The organism is Luteimonas pelagia (assembly GCF_054776035.1).
On record NZ_BAAHCG010000002.1, the window covers coordinates 423,399 to 440,191 of the forward strand.

Genomic DNA, 16,793 nt, shown 5'->3' on the forward strand with positions numbered 1-16,793 from the left:
GCAGGCGGGTCGCGAAAAGGCGGCGACCCCGCCAGCGTGACTCCGGCGCCCGAATCGACCGATACCGTTGCTGCCTTCCGGCCCTGGCGGGGTTTTCGATCTATCGTCGCGGAGGCGCCAACGGGGCCACCATGGACATGGATGCCGCGGGACCGGCATCCATCGATTGACTGGCGGAGAGGGCGGGATTCGAACCCGCGAAGCGGGGTTTAGCCGCTTACACACTTTCCAGGCGTGCTCCTTCAACCACTCGGACACCTCTCCGGGAACCTGGCCCGGACCCCGCTCGTGCGCGGTCCAAGGGGCCGCAAGTCTAGCGGGGGGCGGTGGGGCGGACAAGCGAGGCCGGCGCGGCACGGGCGCGCGCCGGCGGCGTGGCACACTAGCGGTCCGTCCGTTCACGCGCGGTCCCGCGGGACCGTCGAGACCTCCCCGGCCCATGTCCTACCTCGTCCTCGCCCGCAAGTGGCGGCCCAAGCGTTTCGCCGAACTGGTGGGGCAGGAGCACGTGGTCCGCGCGCTGACCAACGCGCTGGACAGCGGCCGCGTCCACCATGCGTTCCTGTTCACGGGCACCCGCGGTGTCGGCAAGACCACCATCGCGCGGATCTTCGCCAAGTCGTTGAACTGCGAGCGCGGGACGTCCAGCGACCCCTGCGGCGAATGCGAGACGTGCCTGGCGATCGACGCCGGGCGGTACATCGACCTGCTCGAGATCGACGCGGCGTCCAACACCGGCGTGGACAACGTCCGCGAGCTCATCGAGAACGCGCAGTACATGCCCTCGCGCGGCCGCTACAAGGTGTACCTGGTGGACGAGGTGCACATGCTGTCGAAGGCGGCGTTCAACGCCCTGCTCAAGACGCTCGAGGAGCCGCCGGAACACGTCAAGTTCCTGTTCGCGACCACCGACCCGGAAAAGCTGCTGGTCACCGTGCTGTCGCGCTGCCTGCAATTCAACCTCAAGCGGCTTGACGAGGGGCAGATCGAGGGGCAGGTCCGGAAGATCCTGTCGGCCGAGGGCATCGACGCGGACGACGCCGCGGTCGCGCACATCGCCCGGGCCGCGGACGGCAGCCTCCGCGACGGGCTGTCGCTGCTGGACCAGGCGATCGCCTACACCGGCGCGAACGCGGACGGCGTCCGCCTGCCGGCCGACGCCGTCGAGGCGATGCTCGGCACGGTCGACCGCACGCGCGTCGGCGCGCTGCTCGACGCGCTCGCCGACGGCGACGGCGACGCGCTGCTGGGCGAAGTCGAGGTGTTGGCCGGGTTCTCGCCCGACTGGACCGCCGTCCTCGACGCGATGGCCGCGGCGCTGCATCGCATCCAGGTACGCCAGCTCGTCCCCGGCGCCGGCGACGAAGGCGATGGCCGGATCGACGTCGCCGGGCTCGCCGCGCGCGTCCACCCGGAACTCGTCCAGCTCTGGTACCAGATGGCGCTCGCCGCCCGCCGCGACCTGGCCTTTGCGCCGTCGCCGCGGACCGGGTTCGAGATGGGCGTGCTGCGCATGCTGGCGTTCCGCCCGGGCGCCGACGACGAACCGGCGGGCGGCGCCAGGGGGGCCGCACCGAAGGGCACGCCCGCGCCCCGTCGCCCGGCGGGCGACGCCGCGGCCGCCGCGCGCGCCGCACTGCAGGCGTCGCCGCCCGCGGGGGCGAACGCCGGGCCGCCGTCGCCAGCCCGTCCCCCGGCCGGGCAGGTCGTTGCAGCACGCGTCGAATCGACGGCCGGTGACGCGGCGCGCGCGGCGCCCTCGCTCGAGGCGCCGCCGGTCGCGGCGCAGGACCGGCAGGCCGACGCTCGACCGGTCGACACGATGCGCGAGGCGCCGCAGCGGACGGCGACGCTCGCGAATGCCGACGCCTGGCTCGAGGCCGTCGAGGCCGCGGGCCTGGGCGGGCCGGTCCGCGAGCTCGCGGCGCACGCGGTCTTCGTCGGTCACGAAGACGGCGTCCTGCGCCTGTCGCTGCAACCGGGCGACGACCACCTGCAGGCGCCGTCGCTGGTCGAACAACTGGCCCGGGCGCTCGCGCCGCGCCTCGGTGCCGCGCCGTGCATCCGCTTCGAATCCGCGCCCGCGACGGGCGAGACGCTGCACCAGCGCCAGTCCCGCGAGCGCGATGCGCGGCAGGCCCAGGCCGAGGTGGCGTTCGAGCGCGACCCCGGCGTCCGCGCCCTCGTCGGCCGGCATGGCGCGCGGATCGTCCCCGAATCCATCCGTCCGCTCGACGCGACCGGCTGAGGCAGGCGCGACGGGCATCCCCCCGACACGACAGAGGAACCACCCATGCGAGGCAACATCGCGCAGATGATGCAGCAGGCCCAGAAGCTCCAGGAGGGCATGCAGCGCGCGCAGGAGGAGATCGCGAAGCTCGAGGTCACCGGCACCGCCGGCGGTGGCATGGTCAGCGTCACGCTCACCGGCCGGAAGGAGTGCCGCAAGGTGCGCATCGACCCGAGCGTGCTGTCCGACCCGGAGATGGCCGAGGACCTGGTGGCCGCCGCGTTCAACGACGCGTCCAACAAGGTCGACCAGCAGTCCCAGGAGAAGATGGGCGCGCTCACCGCGGGCATGCCGCTGCCGCCGGGGATGAAGCTGCCGGGGATGTTCTGATGCCGCGCCGCGTGCCGGCGCCGCGCGGGCACGGGCCGTCGCGATGAGCGCCCTGCTCGAGCAGCTGGTCGAGGCGCTGCGCGTCCTGCCGGGCGTGGGCCCCAAGTCCGCGCAGCGGATGGCCTACCACGTGCTCGAGCGCCAGCGCGACGGCGGGCGGCGCCTCGCCGACGCGCTGTCGCAGGCGATCGAGCGCATCGGCCACTGCGAGCGCTGCCGCGACTTCAGCGAGACGCCGGTGTGCGCGACCTGCGCCAGTGCAGCGCGCGACGCGCACCTGCTGTGCGTGGTCGAGACCCCCGCGGACCGGCATGCGATCGAGCAGGCCACGGGCTACCGCGGGCACTACTTCGTGCTGCAGGGGCGGTTGTCGCCGCTCGACGGGATCGGCCCGGCCGAGCTCGGCCTCGACCGGCTGGACGCGCGACTGGCGGAAGGCGAGGTGCAGGAACTGATCGTCGCCACGAACCCGACCGTGGAGGGCGAGGCGACGGCGCACTACCTGGGCCAGCTCGCGCGGCGGCATGGCGTGCGTCCCAGCCGGCTCGCGCACGGACTGCCGCTGGGTGGCGAACTCGAGTACGTCGACCGCGGCACCCTGGCGCATGCGTTCGGCAGCCGCGGCGACCTCGCCTGACGGCGCGCGTCCCCGGCATCCAATCTTCGCGAACGGAGGCACCGCGATGGGCGACACCATCTTCCACCGCATCATCCGCCGGGAGATCCCGGCCGACATCGTGCTGGAGACCGACGAGGTCATCGCGTTCCGCGACATCGCGCCGCAGGCGCCGGTGCACGTCCTGTTCGTGCCCAAGGTCGACATCCCGACCCTGGACGACGTGGATGGCGAACGCGCCGCGATCGTGGGACGGCTGGTCCACGAAGCGACGCGTTGGGCGCGGGCGGAAGGACTGGCCGAGGACGGCTACCGCCTGGTGATGAACTGCAACGACCACGGCGGGCAGACCGTGTTCCAGTTGCACCTGCACCTGCTGGCCGGCGCGCCGCTGGGGCGTTTCGGCACCCCGCAGGGCGCGAAGCCCGCCTGACGTCGCGGCGCAACCGGAACGAAGAAGCCCGCCGTTCGGCGGGCTCCTGCTTTCACGCGGGACCGCTCACCAGTACCCCCACCACGGCCAGGGCGCCGGACGGGTGATCACGTCCACGCGCTCGCGCACCGGCCAGAGGTACACGACGCTGGCATCCATGCGCGGGAAGCGATAGGAGTATTCGCCGATGCGGCGGTCCTCGAAGCCGGCCAGGTTGCCGGTGAAGGTCACTTCGCGGTTGGCCGCGAAGATCGCGGGGTCGTAGAAGCCGGCACGGCAGGCGATGAAGCGGCCGCCGGTGTCGTCCGCGGCCCAGTAGGGCCGGCCGGTGTGGTCGAGCCGGGTGGACACCATCTCGAAACAGGTGCGGTCGGCGAGCGGTTCTGTCTTGACGATGCGGCCGCCCCAGCGGACGGGCACGCCGGTGCGGCCGGTGTCGATGGCCTCGCGCGGGCTGACGGTGGCGTACTCGCCCTGCAGGGGCGCGGGCACGCTCGCGCAGCCGGCGAGCACGGCCAGGGCGACGATCGCGGTGGACTGGAGGATGCGCATGGTTCGGCTCCGTGCGGGGTTCGTGTGGTCGTTGGCTTCAGTCGGTGCGTCGTGGGCGGTGCGATCGCAGGTCGCGGACCAGGTCGCGCGCCGCGCGGGCGTCGCCGGCATCGCGAGCGTAGCGCCATTCGACGAAACGACGGGTGAGCGCGTTCAGTTCGCTGACCCGGCCCGGACGGGCGTCGGCGACGCGTCGCGCCCACTGCAGCGCGGGCTCGTCCGGGCGACGCGCCAGCCCGAGCGCCCCGTACCGTCCGCCCAGCCGGTGCCACGCGCGGAGGACCGGGTCGGATTCGCGCCGCTCGCGCGCGACGAGCCACGCCATGGCCCCGAGCGCAAGCACGGCGGCCAGCACGAACAGCATCGCGATCTGGGTGGTCGACGCGCCGACGCCCAACGGGCGCAGGAGGTCGCGCTGTCGCGCGGCGTCGAAGCCGAGCACGTAGTTGTTCCAGCCGCGCCGCAGCCAGTCGGCGACGTCGAGGGCGGGACTGCCGCCCACGCCACCCAGCGCAGCCAGGCCGCCCGCCTGGTCGCGGTCCGCGATCGTGTCGAACACGCGCTCCGGCGCGACGGCGGCCGTGGGATCGACGCGGACCCAGCCCCGGCCGTCGAGCCAGACTTCGCTCCAGGCATGCGCGTCCGCACGCCGCACCAGCCAGTAGCCGCCGATCCGGTTGTAGTAGCCGCCGGCGTACCCGGTCACCACGCGCGCGGGGATGCCCGCCGCACGCATCAGCACCGTGAACGAGGAACTGAAGTGTTCGCAATAGCCTTCGCGGCTTTCGAACAGGAATTCGTCCACCGCATGCCGTCCGGGCAGGTCGACGGCGAGCGTGTAGGCGAAGTCGTTCCGCACCCATTCGAGCGCGCGCCCGATGATCGCCCGGTCGTCCGGGCCCGCCTCCTCGCGCCATTGCCGGCCGAGTGCCACCGCCCTCGGGTTCAGGCCGTCGGGCAGGGCGAGCGCGCGCCGGCGCTGGAGCGCGGACAGGGGCGACGCGTGGGACGTGACCGGCGCGGACTGCAGCTCCCAGCGCGTCAGCGACACCAGTGGCCGGGGCACGTAGAGGCCGAAGTCCGCCGACAGTCGCGCACCCTCCGGCGCCGCGCGCGGCACGTCCAGGGCGACGAGCTGGTGACCCTCGGTGGCTTCCAGCTCGAGCCGGTAGGACCAGGTCGGCCGTCCGAACGCCACGTCGGGCGCGGGTCGTCCCTGCAGCCATTCCGGCTGCCGCCAGGTGCGTCCGTCGAAGTCCCAGAGCACGGGGCCCCGCCAGTACATCGCGGCGGGATCCGGTGCCGCGCCGTCGAACTCGGCGCGCAGGGCGGGGGTGTCGTCGTTGAGCAGGTCGATCCAGCCGCCGGGCGACATCTCGCCCGACAGGCCCGGTCGCGACAGGGCGCGGTCGGGGACGCCCCACAGCGGTGCCGACAGGCGCGGGAACAGCCAGAACACGGCGAGCGCGAGCGGCAGGCCCATCGCGGCCAGGCGCAGGACGCGGACGACCTGGCGCGCCACGGACCGGCGCGGACCGGCCACGCCGGACGCGAGATCGGCGAGCCGGTGCATCGCCGCCAGCGCGAGCGTCGCCGCAACCAGCCCGAGGACCAGCGACAGCGGACCCTGGTCCAGCAGGAAGGTGGCGAACGGTGCGAACAGCGCGAAACCGACCAGGCTTCGCGCGTCGCGCAGGCGCAGCGTCTCCAGCGGCTTGACGGCGAGCATCGCGGCCAGCAGCGCACTGCCGGTGTCGCGGCCGACCGAGAAGCCCGCGAGCACCAGCACGGCACCGACGAGCAGCAGCGTGAGCAGCATCCGCAACGCACCGGGCAGCGTGCGACGCCAGGCCACCGCCATCATCGCGAGGCAGACGACCGCGATCGGCAGCGCGAACCGCAATGGCAATTGCAGGAGCAGCGGGGCCAGGCACGCCGCGGTCGCCGCGAAGGTCCACCCGCGCGTCGCATCGTCCAGCGGCAGCCGGCCCGCATGCCGGGCGATCGTCGCGGCCGGCACCGACCCGGTCATCGCGCCGGCGTCCCGTGGCGCGCGGGCGGCATCGTCGCCAGCGTGCGGAGGCAGGCATGCCTGTGCGGCGCGCCGCGACCCGGGCCGACATCGGCCTGGCCCGGAACGCGCAACCGGTAACGCCGGCGGTCGCGTTCGGCCTCCTCGACCCAGCGCGCGAGGCGGCCGATCCGGTCCTCGTAGGCGAGGCCGTCGGTGAACGCCCAGTCGATCTCGGCATCCGCGCCGAGTGGTTGCTCGTATTCGCGCACGAGGAGCTGGTCGCGCTTGGCGGACGGCTTCCAGGCGATCGCCCGGCGCGCATCGCCGCGGCGATAGACGCGCAGGTGGTGGACGTCCTCGCCGGCCGGATGCAGCCGGGCGCGCACCGGCTGCCCGCCCTCGTCGGGCAGTGGCGGGCCGCCGGCTTCCGGCCGTGGATAGACCAGCACCGGCGTGGCCGGCCAGACCCAGGACCACGCACGCACAAGGCCCAGGGGGCGCGTGCTCGAGATGCGCAGTCGGGGCAACCGCAGCCAGCCGCGCCGCTCCGTGGGCAGCGAGAGCAAAGCCTCGCCGGCACCGTCCTGGAGCGAGAGCGCGACCGGCTCCAGCGCACCGTCCACGCACAGGCCGCGGCGATGGCGGCCGTCGTCCCCGCGGAAGTGCAGCTTCACGCCGATCGGCGTGCCCGCCGGCACGGGGTCCGCGTTGGCGGCGACCACCTGCAGGCCACTGAGCTGCAGGTGTGCCTGGAACAGGCCGGAGAGCGCCGCGCCCGCGAGCGCCAGCGCGAGCAGGAACGCGGGGTTGTTGTTGTAGTTGAGCGCGCCGGCGAGCATCGCGGACACCAGCACCGCGAAGAACAGCCCGAACCCGGTCGGCAGGACGTAGATGCGGCGCCTGTCCAGGCGGACGGGCAGCGCCTCGGGCGCGCGCGGCCGCGCGAGCAGTTCCAGCCGCCGGCGCCACGCGCCGCCGGCGGCCTTCGCGCCCTCAGTCCACCGGGACGGCATGCAGGATCGACTTCGCGAGCGCGAGGCCGTCACCGGCGTCGGCCTCGGGCACGATCCGGTGCGCGGCGACCGCGACGAACAGCGCCTGCACGTCCTCGGGCAGTGCGTGGTCGCGCCCGGCCAGCAGCGCGTGCGCGCGTGCCGCCCGGAGCAACGCGATGCCCGCGCGTGGCGACAGCCCGACGCGGACCCCCGGGTGGCGCCGGCTGCGCGAGAGCAGGGCCTGCACGTACGTGACGAGCGCCTCGCTCGCGTGCACGTCGAGCACGACGCGACGCAGCGCGCGCACGTCATCCGCGGAGAGCACCGGGCTGGCCTGCGCGATGAGTGCGCGCCGGTCCTCGCCGGCGAGCAGGGACCGTTCGGCGTCCTCGTCCGGGTACCCCAGCGCCAGGCGGAGCAGGAAGCGGTCGAGCTGCGAGTCGGGCAGGGGATACGTGCCGGCGAGGTCGACCGGGTTCTGCGTCGCGATGGCGAAGAAGGGGTCGGGCAGCCGGTGCGTGGCGCCGTCGACCGTCACCTGGTGCTCGGCCATCGCCTCGAGCAGCGCGCTCTGCGTGCGGGGCGGGGCGCGGTTGATCTCGTCGGCGAGCAGCACGTGCGCGAACACCGGCCCCGGATGGAACTCGAACCGGCGCGTCTGCGCGTCGAACACCGACACGCCGACGATGTCCGACGGCAGCAGGTCCGAGGTGAACTGCACGCGCTGGAACCCGAGGCCCAGCGTGGCCGCGAGCGCGTGAGCGAGCGTGGTCTTGCCCAGGCCGGGGAGGTCCTCGATCAGCAGGTGGCCGTCGGACAGCAGCGCGGTGAAGGCCAGCCCCACCTCGCGCCGCTTCCCGAGCACCAGCGTGTTGACCTGCGCCTGCGCGGCTTTCACCGAGTCGCGCAGGCGATCGGATAGCATCGGCGCCTTCGTCGCCGGGGGTGCGGACATCGTTCGCCCTCGCGGAACCCTTCGTCGAGTGTAGCGAGGTCCCCGACAGGATGCGGAGCCCGGATCGGTCGCGCCCGGATGCGCGGATGGTGTTCATCGCCGCCTGGCTCGCCCTGATCGCGGTGAAGCTGGTGGTCGCCGCGCGACTGCCCCTGTTCGTCGACGAGGCGTTCTACTGGCAGGAGGGGCGGCACCTCGCCGCCGCCTATTCCGATCTGCCGGGGCTCACCGCGTGGCTGACGAGGCTGGGCACGACCCTGCTGGGCGGCCACGCGCTGGGCGTCCGACTGCCGTTCCTCGCGATCTCCGCGGCCATCCCGTGGCTGGTGGTGCGGATCACGGCGCGCGAGTTCGGCCCGCGCCCGGCATGGCGGGCCGGCCTGCTGGCGATGGTGTTGCCGCTGGCGGGGAGCCTGGGCGTGCTCGCGTTGCCCGATGCGAGCCTGGCGCTCGCCACGCTGCTCTGCCTCGACGCCGGCGCGCGCCTGCTGCGACGCGTGGATGCCGCCGGTGCGCTGCAGCTCGCGGTCGGCCTGTCGATCGGTGCGCTGAGCCACTACCGCTTCATCGCGGTGATCGGCGTCGGCGCGATCGCCCTGCTCGCGCTGCCGGAAGGCCGTCGCGTGCTGCGCGACGTGCGCGTGTGGATCGCGATCGCGCTGGGTGCGGCGGCCTGGGCGCCGCTGATCTTCTGGAACATCGAAAATGCCGAGGCGGGGCTGCGCTTCCAGCTCGTCGAGCGACACCCGTGGGCACTGCACGGCGAGGGGGCCTGGTTCCTGCTCGTCCAGTCGCTGCTGGTGACGCCGCTGCTGTTCGTCGCCCTGCTCGCCTCGACATGGCGCGGCTGGCGGTCCCCTGCCGCGGGCACGCGCTACTTCGCGCTGCTCGGCGGGATGGTGATCGCCGGCTTCTTCGTGCTCGGCTTCTTCGCGGACGTCGAGCGGGTCAGCTTCCACTGGCCGCTGCCCGGCTACCTCGCCCTGCTGCCGCTGGTGCCCGGCGTGCTGGCGGCCTGGCCGCGCTGGCTGCGTGCCGCCACGTGGACCCTCGCGGCGTCGGGGCTGGTGCTGGTGCTGGCCTACTACGCCGCGGTCTCCGACCCGGGCCTGCGGGCGCGCGTGGCCGACGCGAAGTGGTACCCCGCCAACTTCGCCGGCTGGGACGCGCTGTCGGAGGCTGTCGCGGCGCGCCTGTCGGAGATGCCCGCGGGCACGCGGGTGGTCGCGGACAACTTCAAGATCGGCGCCGAACTCGGCTTCGCGCTGGGCGACCCGCGCATCGCCGTGCTGGACCACCCGTTGAACCGCGCCCACGGCCGCGCGCCTCAGTTGCGGCTCTGGAAGCTGGAGTCGCGCGGACGCGAGGACTGGGGCGACGCGCCGGTGCTCCTCGTCGTCGGCGCGAGCGAGCTCCAGTACAAGAACCTGCTGCGGCACTGGCACGGGCTCTGCGAACGCGTCGGCCCGCTGCCGCCGCCGACGGTGGTGAGCGTGGACCATGGCCGACAGCGCTTCCTCCTGTTCGCGCTGGAGTCCGCGACCGCGGGGGCCTGCACGCTGCCAGCAATGGCCTGGCTGGACACGCCCGCGCCGGGCGCCTCCGTCGGCCGGCGCTTCGAGCTCACGGGCTGGGCCTTCAAGGACGGCGTGGGCATCGAGCGCGTGGAGGCCACGCTCGACGGGCGCGTGGTGGCGGAGGCGACGTACGGGATCGAGAACCCCGGCGTGGCCGCCTACTGGCGGATATCGACCGATCCCAACCATCCACGCGTCGGCTTCCATGCCGAGGTCGTCGTGCCCGACGACGTGCCCGCGGGCACGCACTGGCTTGGGCTGCGCCTGCACGGCGCCGATGGCAGCGTCGAGGACTGGCCGGCGCGTCCCCTGCGCCTGCGCTGACCGCGGGCGTCAGGGCACCGCGAACCCCGCGTCGCGCAGCAGGCCGGCCGTCGCGATCAGCGGCAGGCCGACGAGCGCGGTCGGGTCGCGCGACTCGATCCGTTCGAACAGGGCGATGCCCAGGCCCTCGCACTTGAAACTGCCGGCGCAGTCCCAGGGTTGCTCGGCGTCAACGTAGCGCTCGACCTCCTCGCGCGCCAGCGTGCGGAACACCACCCGCGTGACGTCGTGCGCGGTGCGGGGCGGGGCATCGCCATGCGCCAGGCAGACCGCGGTGTGGAAGTCGACCGTCCGGCCGGACATCGACAGCAACTGTCCGATGGCGGCATCCCGGCCGCCGGCCTTTCCCAGGGGCGTGCCGGCCAGGTCGGCGACCTGGTCGGAGCCGACGACCCAGCACCCGCCATGCGTGCCAGCCACCGCCCGCGCCTTGCCGATGGCCAGGCGCATCGCGAGTGCCGCGGGGGATTCGCCGGCCCCGGGCGTTTCATCCACCTCGGGACGCGCCACTTCGAAGGGCAGGCCGAGCCGCTCCAGCAGTGCCCGGCGGTATCGCGACGTGGACGCCAGCACCAGGCCGCCGCCCCGGGGGCGCGCGCCGCCCATCAGTGGAGGGGCGCGCGGGCGCGCTCGATGCGGTCCAGCTGCTGCTCGATGCGGTCGCGGGCCGTGTCGATCGACGCGCGCACCGTGTCCAGTTCCCGGACGGAGGCGCGCGCGCCATGCTCCTGCAACCAGAGCCGCTGGCGCAGCATTTCGCGCAGGGCGGCGCCCACCGGGTCCTCCCGCCCGTCGCCCGCGACCGCCTCGATCTCGGCCCGGGCCACCCTCAGGCGGGCCTCCAGCGCATCGGCGGCATCGAGGACGTTGCTGACGGCACGCTCGTGCCGTGCCGCCCGCCGGCGGATGTACCAGGCCCCCAGGGCGACGAGGGCGGCTGCCGAGAGCAGGGCGAGGACGAGGGACACGGGCACCATCCGGCGGAAGCGGCAGGCAGTCTGCCCCGCGGCGCTCGGGCCGGGCAAATCGGCGGCCCGGGGATGGGGATTTCCCCGCCGGGCCAAGCAGTTGGCCCGTGGGGCCGGTTTGACAGCCCACCGCCCCATGCCTACCATTCCGCGTCTTATGTCCGCCGACCTGCCCGGAACTTCGGTCCCCGAGGTGCTGGACGCCTGGCGCATGGTCGCGGCACGGCGCGGCTTCGAGGGGCAACTGCCGCTGTCCGCCTTCGGGCGGCTGCGCGACAGCCTGCATCCCGACGGCCGCGGGGGCGAGGTGCGGTTCACGCTCGATTTCGACCGCGACACGCTCGGCGTGCCGTACGTGGAACTGCGGATCGAGACGGCGCTGCCGCTGGAATGCCAGCGCAGCCTGCGCCGCTTCGACCTGCCGGTCCGCGTCGTGCAGCGGCTCGGACTGCTGCGGGACGAGTCGGGCGAATCGGCGCTGCCGGAGGGCTACGAGCCGCTGCTGGTGCCGGAAGACGGCCACTTGCGGCCCGCGGAGCTGGTCGAGGACGAACTGATCCTCGCGGTGCCCGTGGTGCCGGTGGCCCCGGGCACGGACGCGATGGAACGCGACTGGGCGCCGGACGACGAGGAACAACGCAAGGCGAGCCCGTTCGCGGCGCTGGCCTCGCTCAAGAAAGACGGGCACTGAGCCCGGCGGCCGCGGCCGCGTGACACCCGCGACATCGACATCCACACACGAAAGCAACACGCCGGAGCAGCACCATGGCCGTCCAGAAGTCCCGCAAGACCCCGTCCAAGCGCGGCATGCGCCGCATGCACGACGCCCTGACCGCCAAGCAGCTGGCGACCGACCCGACGACCGGCGAGACCCACCTGCGCCACCACGTCACCGCCGACGGCTACTACCGCGGCCGCAAGGTCGTGGACGTCCGCGGCAAGGTCGTCGACGAGGAGTGACCCTCCTGGCGGCGCCTGCATGGCGCCGCATCGCGCGGTCCGCGCCGTCGGCCGCGCTCCCCGCGCCCCGCCCGCCGTGGCGGCGCGCACGTGTCCTCCGGGACGCCACCGGATCCACGGGGACGGGATGAACGAACCGACTTACGCGCGCATCGCGGGCACGGGCAGCTACCTGCCATCCCGCGTGGTGACGAACCAGGAACTGGCCGAGCGCGTCGACACGAGCGACGAATGGATCGCCACCCGCACGGGCATCCGCCAGCGGCACGTGGCGGCCGAAGGCGAGACGACCTGCGACCTGGCCTTCCACGCGGCCACGCGCGCGATGGAGGCGGCCGGCGTCGACGCCGGCGAGCTCGACCTGATCGTGGTCGGCACCACCACCCCGGACCTGATCTTCCCGTCGACCGCCTGCCTGCTCCAGGCACGGCTGGGCGCCAACGGCTGCCCGGCGTTCGACGTCAACGCGGCGTGCTCGGGCTTCGTCTACGCGCTGAGCGTGGCCGACAAGTTCATCCGCGCCGGCAGCGCGCGCACGGTGCTGGTGGTCGGCGCGGAGACGCTCACCCGGATGCTCGACTGGAACGACCGCAGCACCTGCGTGCTGTTCGGCGACGGTGCGGGCGCGGTGGTCCTGAAGGCGGACGCGGAGACCGGCATCCTCAGCACGCACATGCATGCCGACGGCGCCAAGAAGGAGCTGCTCTGGAACCCGGTCGGCGTGTCCGCCGGATTCAGGCCGGAGGAGCCCAACGCGGGCGTGCGCGTGCTCATGACGGGCAACGAGGTGTTCAAGCACGCGGTCAAGGCGCTGGACTCGGTCGTCGAGGAGACCCTCGAGGCCAACGGCCTGGACCGGCACGACATCGACTGGCTGATCCCGCACCAGGCCAACCTGCGCATCATCGAAGCGACCGCCAAGCGCCTCGACATGCCGATGGAGCGCGTCGTCGTCACGGTCGACCGCCACGGCAACACGTCGTCGGGCTCGGTGCCACTCGCGCTCGACGAGGCGGTGCGGTCCGGTCGCGTGCAGCGCGGCCAGTTGCTGCTGCTCGAGGCGTTCGGCGGCGGATTCACGTGGGGCAGCGCGCTGCTGCGCTACTGACGCGGGGCCGCGCGCAGCCCGCGACCCTACGCCGCGGTACAGACGCCCGGCCGGCGCGTCCGCGTATCATGGCCGGCTTTCCGCACCGACACAGGATCGCCGCTTGAACCAGGCCGAACTCGCCTTCGTGTTCCCGGGGCAGGGCTCCCAGTCCGCCGGCATGCTCTCCGCGCTCGCGCAGCAGCACGCCGACGTGCGCGCCGCGTTCGACGAGGCGTCCGAAGGCGCCGGCGTCGACCTGTGGGCGATCGCGTCGGCCGACGGCGACGAACGGCTGAACCAGACCGAGTACACGCAGCCCGCGCTGCTCGCCGCGGGCATCGCGGCGTGGCGCGCCTGGCAAGCCGCGGGCGGTCCGCGCCCGGCGCGCCTGGCCGGCCACAGCCTCGGCGAGTACACCGCGCTGGTCGCGGCGGGCGCACTGTCGCTCGCCGACGGCGCGCGCCTGGTGCGCGAGCGCGGCCGCCTCATGCAGGCGGCGGTGCCGGCGGGCGTGGGCGCGATGGCCGCCGTCCTCGGCGCCGACGACGCGGTCGTGGCGGCGGCGTGCGACACGGCGACCGACCACGGCGTGGTCGTGCCCGCCAACTTCAATTCGCCGGGGCAGGTCGTCATCGGCGGGCATTCGGTCGCCGTCGACCGCGCGATCGCCTTGCTGGCCGAACGCGGCGTGCGCAAGGCCGTCAAGCTTCCGGTCAGCGTGCCTTCGCACACGCCGCTGATGCGCGAGGCCGCCGACCGGCTCGCCGGCGCGATGGCCGACGTCGAGTGGAGCGCGCCCGCGCTGCCGGTCGTGCAGAACGTCGACGCCAAGGCGCACGACGACGTGGCCGCCATCCGCGACGCGCTGGTGCGCCAGCTCTACCTGCCGGTGCGCTGGACCCAGTGCGTGCAGGCGCTCGCCGCCGATGGCGCGACGCGCATGGCGGAGTGCGGCCCGGGCAAGGTGCTCGCGGGGCTCGCCAAGCGCATCGACAAGGGCCTCGACGCGCGCGCGATCGGCGAACCCGACGACTTCGACGCCGCATTGGCGGCCTGGCGCTGAACCGCGCCCCGCTTCCGGCAGCACACGAGGACACACGCATGAGCACGCTTCCCCTTTCCGGCGAGATCGCCCTGGTCACCGGCGCGAGCCGCGGCATCGGCGCGGCGATCGCCGACGAACTGGCCGCGCAGGGCGCCACGGTCATCGGCACGGCCACCACCCAGTCCGGCGCGGACGCGATCGGCGCGCGCCTGGCTGCGCAGGGCGGCCAGGGCCGCGTGCTGGACGTCACCGACGCGGCCGCGTGCGAGGCGCTGGTCGACGCGATCGCGAAGGACGTCGGCCCGGTCGGCATCCTGGTCAACAACGCCGGCATCACCCGCGACAACCTGCTGATGCGGATGAAGGACGAGGACTGGCAGGCGATCCTCGACACCAACCTGACCAGCGTCTACCGCATGTCGAAGCTGGTGATACGCGGCATGATGAAGGCGCGCAAGGGCCGGATCGTCAACATCGCGTCGGTGATCGGCGTGACCGGCAACGCCGGCCAGGCCAACTACGCAGCGGCCAAGGCGGGCATCATCGCGTTCTCGAAGTCGCTGGCGCGGGAGATCGGCAGCCGCGGCGTCACGGTGAACGTGGTCGCGCCGGGCTTCATCGCCACCGACATGACCCGCGACCTGCCCGAGGACGCCAAGGCCGGCATGCTGCAGCAGATCGCGCTGGGCCGCCTCGGCGAACCGGCGGACATCGCGCGTGCGGTCGCCTTCCTGGCGGGACCCGCGGCCGCCTACGTCACCGGCGAGACCCTGCACGTCAACGGCGGGATGTACATGCCGTGACGCTTCGCGCGCGACGTCCGGAAGGGGCGGCTTCGGCTGCTCCGGGCGCGTGCAACCCCTTGACCCGGAAGGTGTTGTGCACCTGCGCGACGGCCCCGGCTTTCCCTTACACTATGCGTCTGAACTGACTCCCAGGAGGAGCGAACACCCATGAGCAGCATCGAAGAGCGCGTCAAGAAAATCGTCGTCGAACAGCTTGGCGTCAAGGAAGAGGACGTGACCAACAGCGCCTCGTTCGTCGACGATCTGGGCGCCGACTCGCTGGACACCGTCGAGCTGGTGATGGCCCTCGAGGAAGAGTTCGAGTGCGAGATCCCCGACGAGGAAGCGGAGAAGATCACTTCGGTGCAGCAGGCCATCGACTACGTCAAGGCCCACGTCAAGGAGTGACCGCGCCGCGGGCCCGCGCCCGCGTCGCATCGGTGGCGTGATCGCGGACCCCCGTCCACGGACACGCCACGCCATGCCGGGGCCGCGAGAGCGGCCTCGCGCGTTTGCAGGGCAGGCGTCCGCCGCGGGCGCGGTGCCCGGCGACAGTCTTCCAGGAGCGTTCCATGAGTCATCCGCGTCGCGTCGTCGTCACCGGGCTTGGCATCCTGTCCCCGCTCGGGCTGGACCTGGCCTCGAGCTGGGACGGCATCGTCAACGGCCGGTCCGGCATCGGGCCGATCACGCACTTCGACGCGTCCGGCTTCGCCACGCGCATCGCCGGCGAGGTCAAGGGCTTCGATCCGACGCAGTGGATCGCGCCCAAGGACGTCAAGAAGATGGACCCGTTCGTCCACTACGGCGTCGCCGCGTCGCTGATGGCGATGGACGACGCCGGCCTGGGCCGCGAGATCGACGGCGCCGACGCCGAGCGCATCGGCGTGGCGGTGGGCGCCGGCATCGGCGGGCTGAAGGGCATCGAGGAAACCACCCTCAAGTACGCCAGCGGCGGCCCGCGCAAGATCTCGCCGTTCTACGTGCCGAGCACCATCATCAACATGATCGCCGGCCAGGTGTCGATCATGACCGGCGCCAAGGGCCCGAACATCGCCGCGGTCACCGCGTGCACGACGGCCACGCACAACATCGGCCTGGCGGTGCGCATGATCCAGCACGGCGACGCCGACGCGATGCTCGCCGGCGGCGCGGAGTTCGCGACCACGCCGACGTCGGTGGGCGGCTTCTGCGCGATGAAGGCGCTGTCCACGCGCAACGACGAGCCGGAGAAGGCGTCGCGTCCGTGGGACGTGGACCGCGACGGCTTCGTCATGGGCGACGGCGCCGGCGTGCTGGTGCTGGAGGAGTACGAGCGCGCCAAGGCGCGCGGCGCGCGGATCTATGCCGAGATCGCCGGCTTCGGCATGAGCGGCGACGCCTTCCACATGACCGCGCCGAGCGAGAGCGGCGAGGGCGCGGCGCGCTGCATGGCGAACGCGCTCCGCGACGCCGGGATCAACGCCGGCGACGTGGGCTACATCAACGCGCATGGCACCTCGACGCCGGCGGGCGACCTGGCGGAGACGATGGCGGTGAAGGCCGCGCTCGGCGAGCACGCGTACCGCACGATGGTCAGTTCGACCAAGTCGATGACCGGCCACCTGCTCGGCGCGGCCGGCGGCGTGGAGGCCGTGTTCAGCACGATGGCGATCCATTCCGGCGTGATCCCGCCGACCATCAACCTCGACAACCCGTCCGAGGGCTGCGACCTCGACTACGTGCCGCACACGGCGCGCGAGAAGAAGGTCGACGTGGTCCTGTCCAACTCGTTCGGGTTCGGCGGCACCAACGGCACGCTGGTGTTCCGCCGGATGTGACGCCCGCGCGCGGCCTGCCCGCTCTGGCACGGCCGCGCG

Annotated in this window: 18 protein-coding genes, 1 tRNA gene and 1 other RNA gene; 12 read left to right on the forward strand and 8 right to left on the reverse strand. The window is 73.3% G+C overall.

What is annotated here, in order from left to right:
• Window positions 1-26 precede the first annotated feature (26 nt).
• Together ffs and ACYU7H_RS07175 are read right to left on the reverse strand one after the other, a co-directional pair.
• Window positions 27-123, reverse strand: an RNA gene (gene ffs / locus ACYU7H_RS07170) — signal recognition particle sRNA small type.
• A gap of 48 nt (window positions 124-171) precedes the next feature.
• Window positions 172-264 (reverse strand) — tRNA-Ser (locus ACYU7H_RS07175).
• Between the two features lie 175 nt (window positions 265-439).
• Here ACYU7H_RS07175 and dnaX point away from each other — a divergent pair.
• From dnaX to ACYU7H_RS07195, 4 genes are read left to right on the forward strand one after another with little or no spacing between them, the layout of a single operon-like run.
• Window positions 440-2,248: a DNA polymerase III subunit gamma/tau gene (dnaX, locus tag ACYU7H_RS07180; RefSeq protein ID WP_460813484.1), complete on the forward strand. Its 1,809-nt coding sequence runs from the start codon at window positions 440-442 to the stop codon at window positions 2,246-2,248.
• A gap of 45 nt (window positions 2,249-2,293) precedes the next feature.
• Window positions 2,294-2,620 carry a YbaB/EbfC family nucleoid-associated protein gene (locus tag ACYU7H_RS07185; protein WP_460813486.1) on the forward strand — a complete coding sequence of 109 codons (327 nt, stop codon included), beginning with the start codon at window positions 2,294-2,296 and terminating at the stop codon, window positions 2,618-2,620.
• 43 nt (window positions 2,621-2,663) lie between these two features.
• Window positions 2,664-3,257, forward strand: coding sequence for a recombination mediator RecR (gene recR, locus ACYU7H_RS07190; protein WP_460813488.1), 594 nt, complete (start codon window positions 2,664-2,666; stop codon window positions 3,255-3,257).
• A gap of 46 nt (window positions 3,258-3,303) precedes the next feature.
• A complete protein-coding gene (locus ACYU7H_RS07195; protein WP_460813489.1) occupies window positions 3,304-3,669 on the forward strand; it encodes a histidine triad nucleotide-binding protein in 366 nt (121 codons plus the stop codon).
• 66 nt (window positions 3,670-3,735) lie between these two features.
• Here ACYU7H_RS07195 and ACYU7H_RS07200 read toward each other — a convergent pair whose 3' ends face one another.
• Genes ACYU7H_RS07200 through ACYU7H_RS07215 form a run of 4 tightly spaced genes read right to left on the reverse strand, consistent with a single transcriptional unit; the run spans window position 3,736 to window position 8,155 of the window.
• Window positions 3,736-4,221 (reverse strand): Slp family lipoprotein, encoded by a 486-nt coding sequence (locus ACYU7H_RS07200; protein WP_460813491.1) that lies wholly within the window; start codon window positions 4,219-4,221, stop codon window positions 3,736-3,738.
• Between the two features lie 37 nt (window positions 4,222-4,258).
• A complete protein-coding gene (locus ACYU7H_RS07205) occupies window positions 4,259-6,253 on the reverse strand; it encodes a transglutaminase family protein (protein ID WP_460813492.1) in 1,995 nt (664 codons plus the stop codon).
• Window positions 6,250-7,248 (reverse strand): DUF58 domain-containing protein, encoded by a 999-nt coding sequence (locus ACYU7H_RS07210; RefSeq protein ID WP_460813494.1) that lies wholly within the window; start codon window positions 7,246-7,248, stop codon window positions 6,250-6,252. The genes ACYU7H_RS07205 and ACYU7H_RS07210 overlap by 4 nt, the downstream gene beginning before the upstream one ends.
• Window positions 7,229-8,155: an AAA family ATPase gene (locus tag ACYU7H_RS07215; protein ID WP_460813496.1), complete on the reverse strand. Its 927-nt coding sequence runs from the start codon at window positions 8,153-8,155 to the stop codon at window positions 7,229-7,231. The genes ACYU7H_RS07210 and ACYU7H_RS07215 overlap by 20 nt, the downstream gene beginning before the upstream one ends.
• Before the next feature lie 80 nt (window positions 8,156-8,235).
• Between ACYU7H_RS07215 and ACYU7H_RS07220 the strand changes: the two genes are divergently transcribed.
• On the forward strand, window positions 8,236-10,086 hold the full coding sequence (locus ACYU7H_RS07220) for a glycosyltransferase family 39 protein (protein ID WP_460813498.1): 1,851 nt from the start codon (window positions 8,236-8,238) through the stop codon (window positions 10,084-10,086).
• Window positions 10,087-10,095: 9 nt separating this feature from the next.
• Here ACYU7H_RS07220 and ACYU7H_RS07225 read toward each other — a convergent pair whose 3' ends face one another.
• Window positions 10,096-10,692 carry a Maf family protein gene (locus tag ACYU7H_RS07225; protein ID WP_460813500.1) on the reverse strand — a complete coding sequence of 199 codons (597 nt, stop codon included), beginning with the start codon at window positions 10,690-10,692 and terminating at the stop codon, window positions 10,096-10,098.
• The gene (locus ACYU7H_RS07230; protein ID WP_460813501.1) at window positions 10,692-11,054 is read right to left on the reverse strand and encodes a hypothetical protein; all 363 of its coding nucleotides are present in this window, start codon (window positions 11,052-11,054) and stop codon (window positions 10,692-10,694) included. Before ACYU7H_RS07230 ends, ACYU7H_RS07225 begins: the two co-directional genes overlap by 1 nt.
• Before the next feature lie 157 nt (window positions 11,055-11,211).
• On the opposite strand from ACYU7H_RS07230, the gene ACYU7H_RS07235 reads away from it, so the two are divergent.
• The 7 genes from ACYU7H_RS07235 to fabF all read left to right on the forward strand — a co-directional run bounded on the left by ACYU7H_RS07235 (window position 11,212) and on the right by fabF (window position 16,754).
• Entirely contained in the window at window positions 11,212-11,745 is a 534-nt protein-coding gene (locus ACYU7H_RS07235; RefSeq protein ID WP_460813503.1) for a YceD family protein, read from the forward strand.
• 74 nt (window positions 11,746-11,819) lie between these two features.
• A complete protein-coding gene (rpmF, locus tag ACYU7H_RS07240; protein ID WP_460813505.1) occupies window positions 11,820-12,014 on the forward strand; it encodes a 50S ribosomal protein L32 in 195 nt (64 codons plus the stop codon).
• A 127-nt stretch (window positions 12,015-12,141) separates the two neighbouring features.
• On the forward strand, window positions 12,142-13,122 hold the full coding sequence (locus tag ACYU7H_RS07245; RefSeq protein ID WP_460813507.1) for a beta-ketoacyl-ACP synthase III: 981 nt from the start codon (window positions 12,142-12,144) through the stop codon (window positions 13,120-13,122).
• 103 nt (window positions 13,123-13,225) lie between these two features.
• Window positions 13,226-14,167: an ACP S-malonyltransferase gene (gene fabD, locus ACYU7H_RS07250; RefSeq protein WP_460813509.1), complete on the forward strand. Its 942-nt coding sequence runs from the start codon at window positions 13,226-13,228 to the stop codon at window positions 14,165-14,167.
• Window positions 14,168-14,205: 38 nt separating this feature from the next.
• A complete protein-coding gene (fabG, locus tag ACYU7H_RS07255; RefSeq protein WP_460813511.1) occupies window positions 14,206-14,952 on the forward strand; it encodes a 3-oxoacyl-ACP reductase FabG in 747 nt (248 codons plus the stop codon).
• Window positions 14,953-15,102: 150 nt separating this feature from the next.
• The gene (gene acpP / locus ACYU7H_RS07260; protein ID WP_460813513.1) at window positions 15,103-15,342 is read left to right on the forward strand and encodes an acyl carrier protein; all 240 of its coding nucleotides are present in this window, start codon (window positions 15,103-15,105) and stop codon (window positions 15,340-15,342) included.
• Between the two features lie 164 nt (window positions 15,343-15,506).
• A complete protein-coding gene (gene fabF, locus ACYU7H_RS07265; RefSeq protein ID WP_460813514.1) occupies window positions 15,507-16,754 on the forward strand; it encodes a beta-ketoacyl-ACP synthase II in 1,248 nt (415 codons plus the stop codon).
• Window positions 16,755-16,793 lie beyond the last annotated feature (39 nt).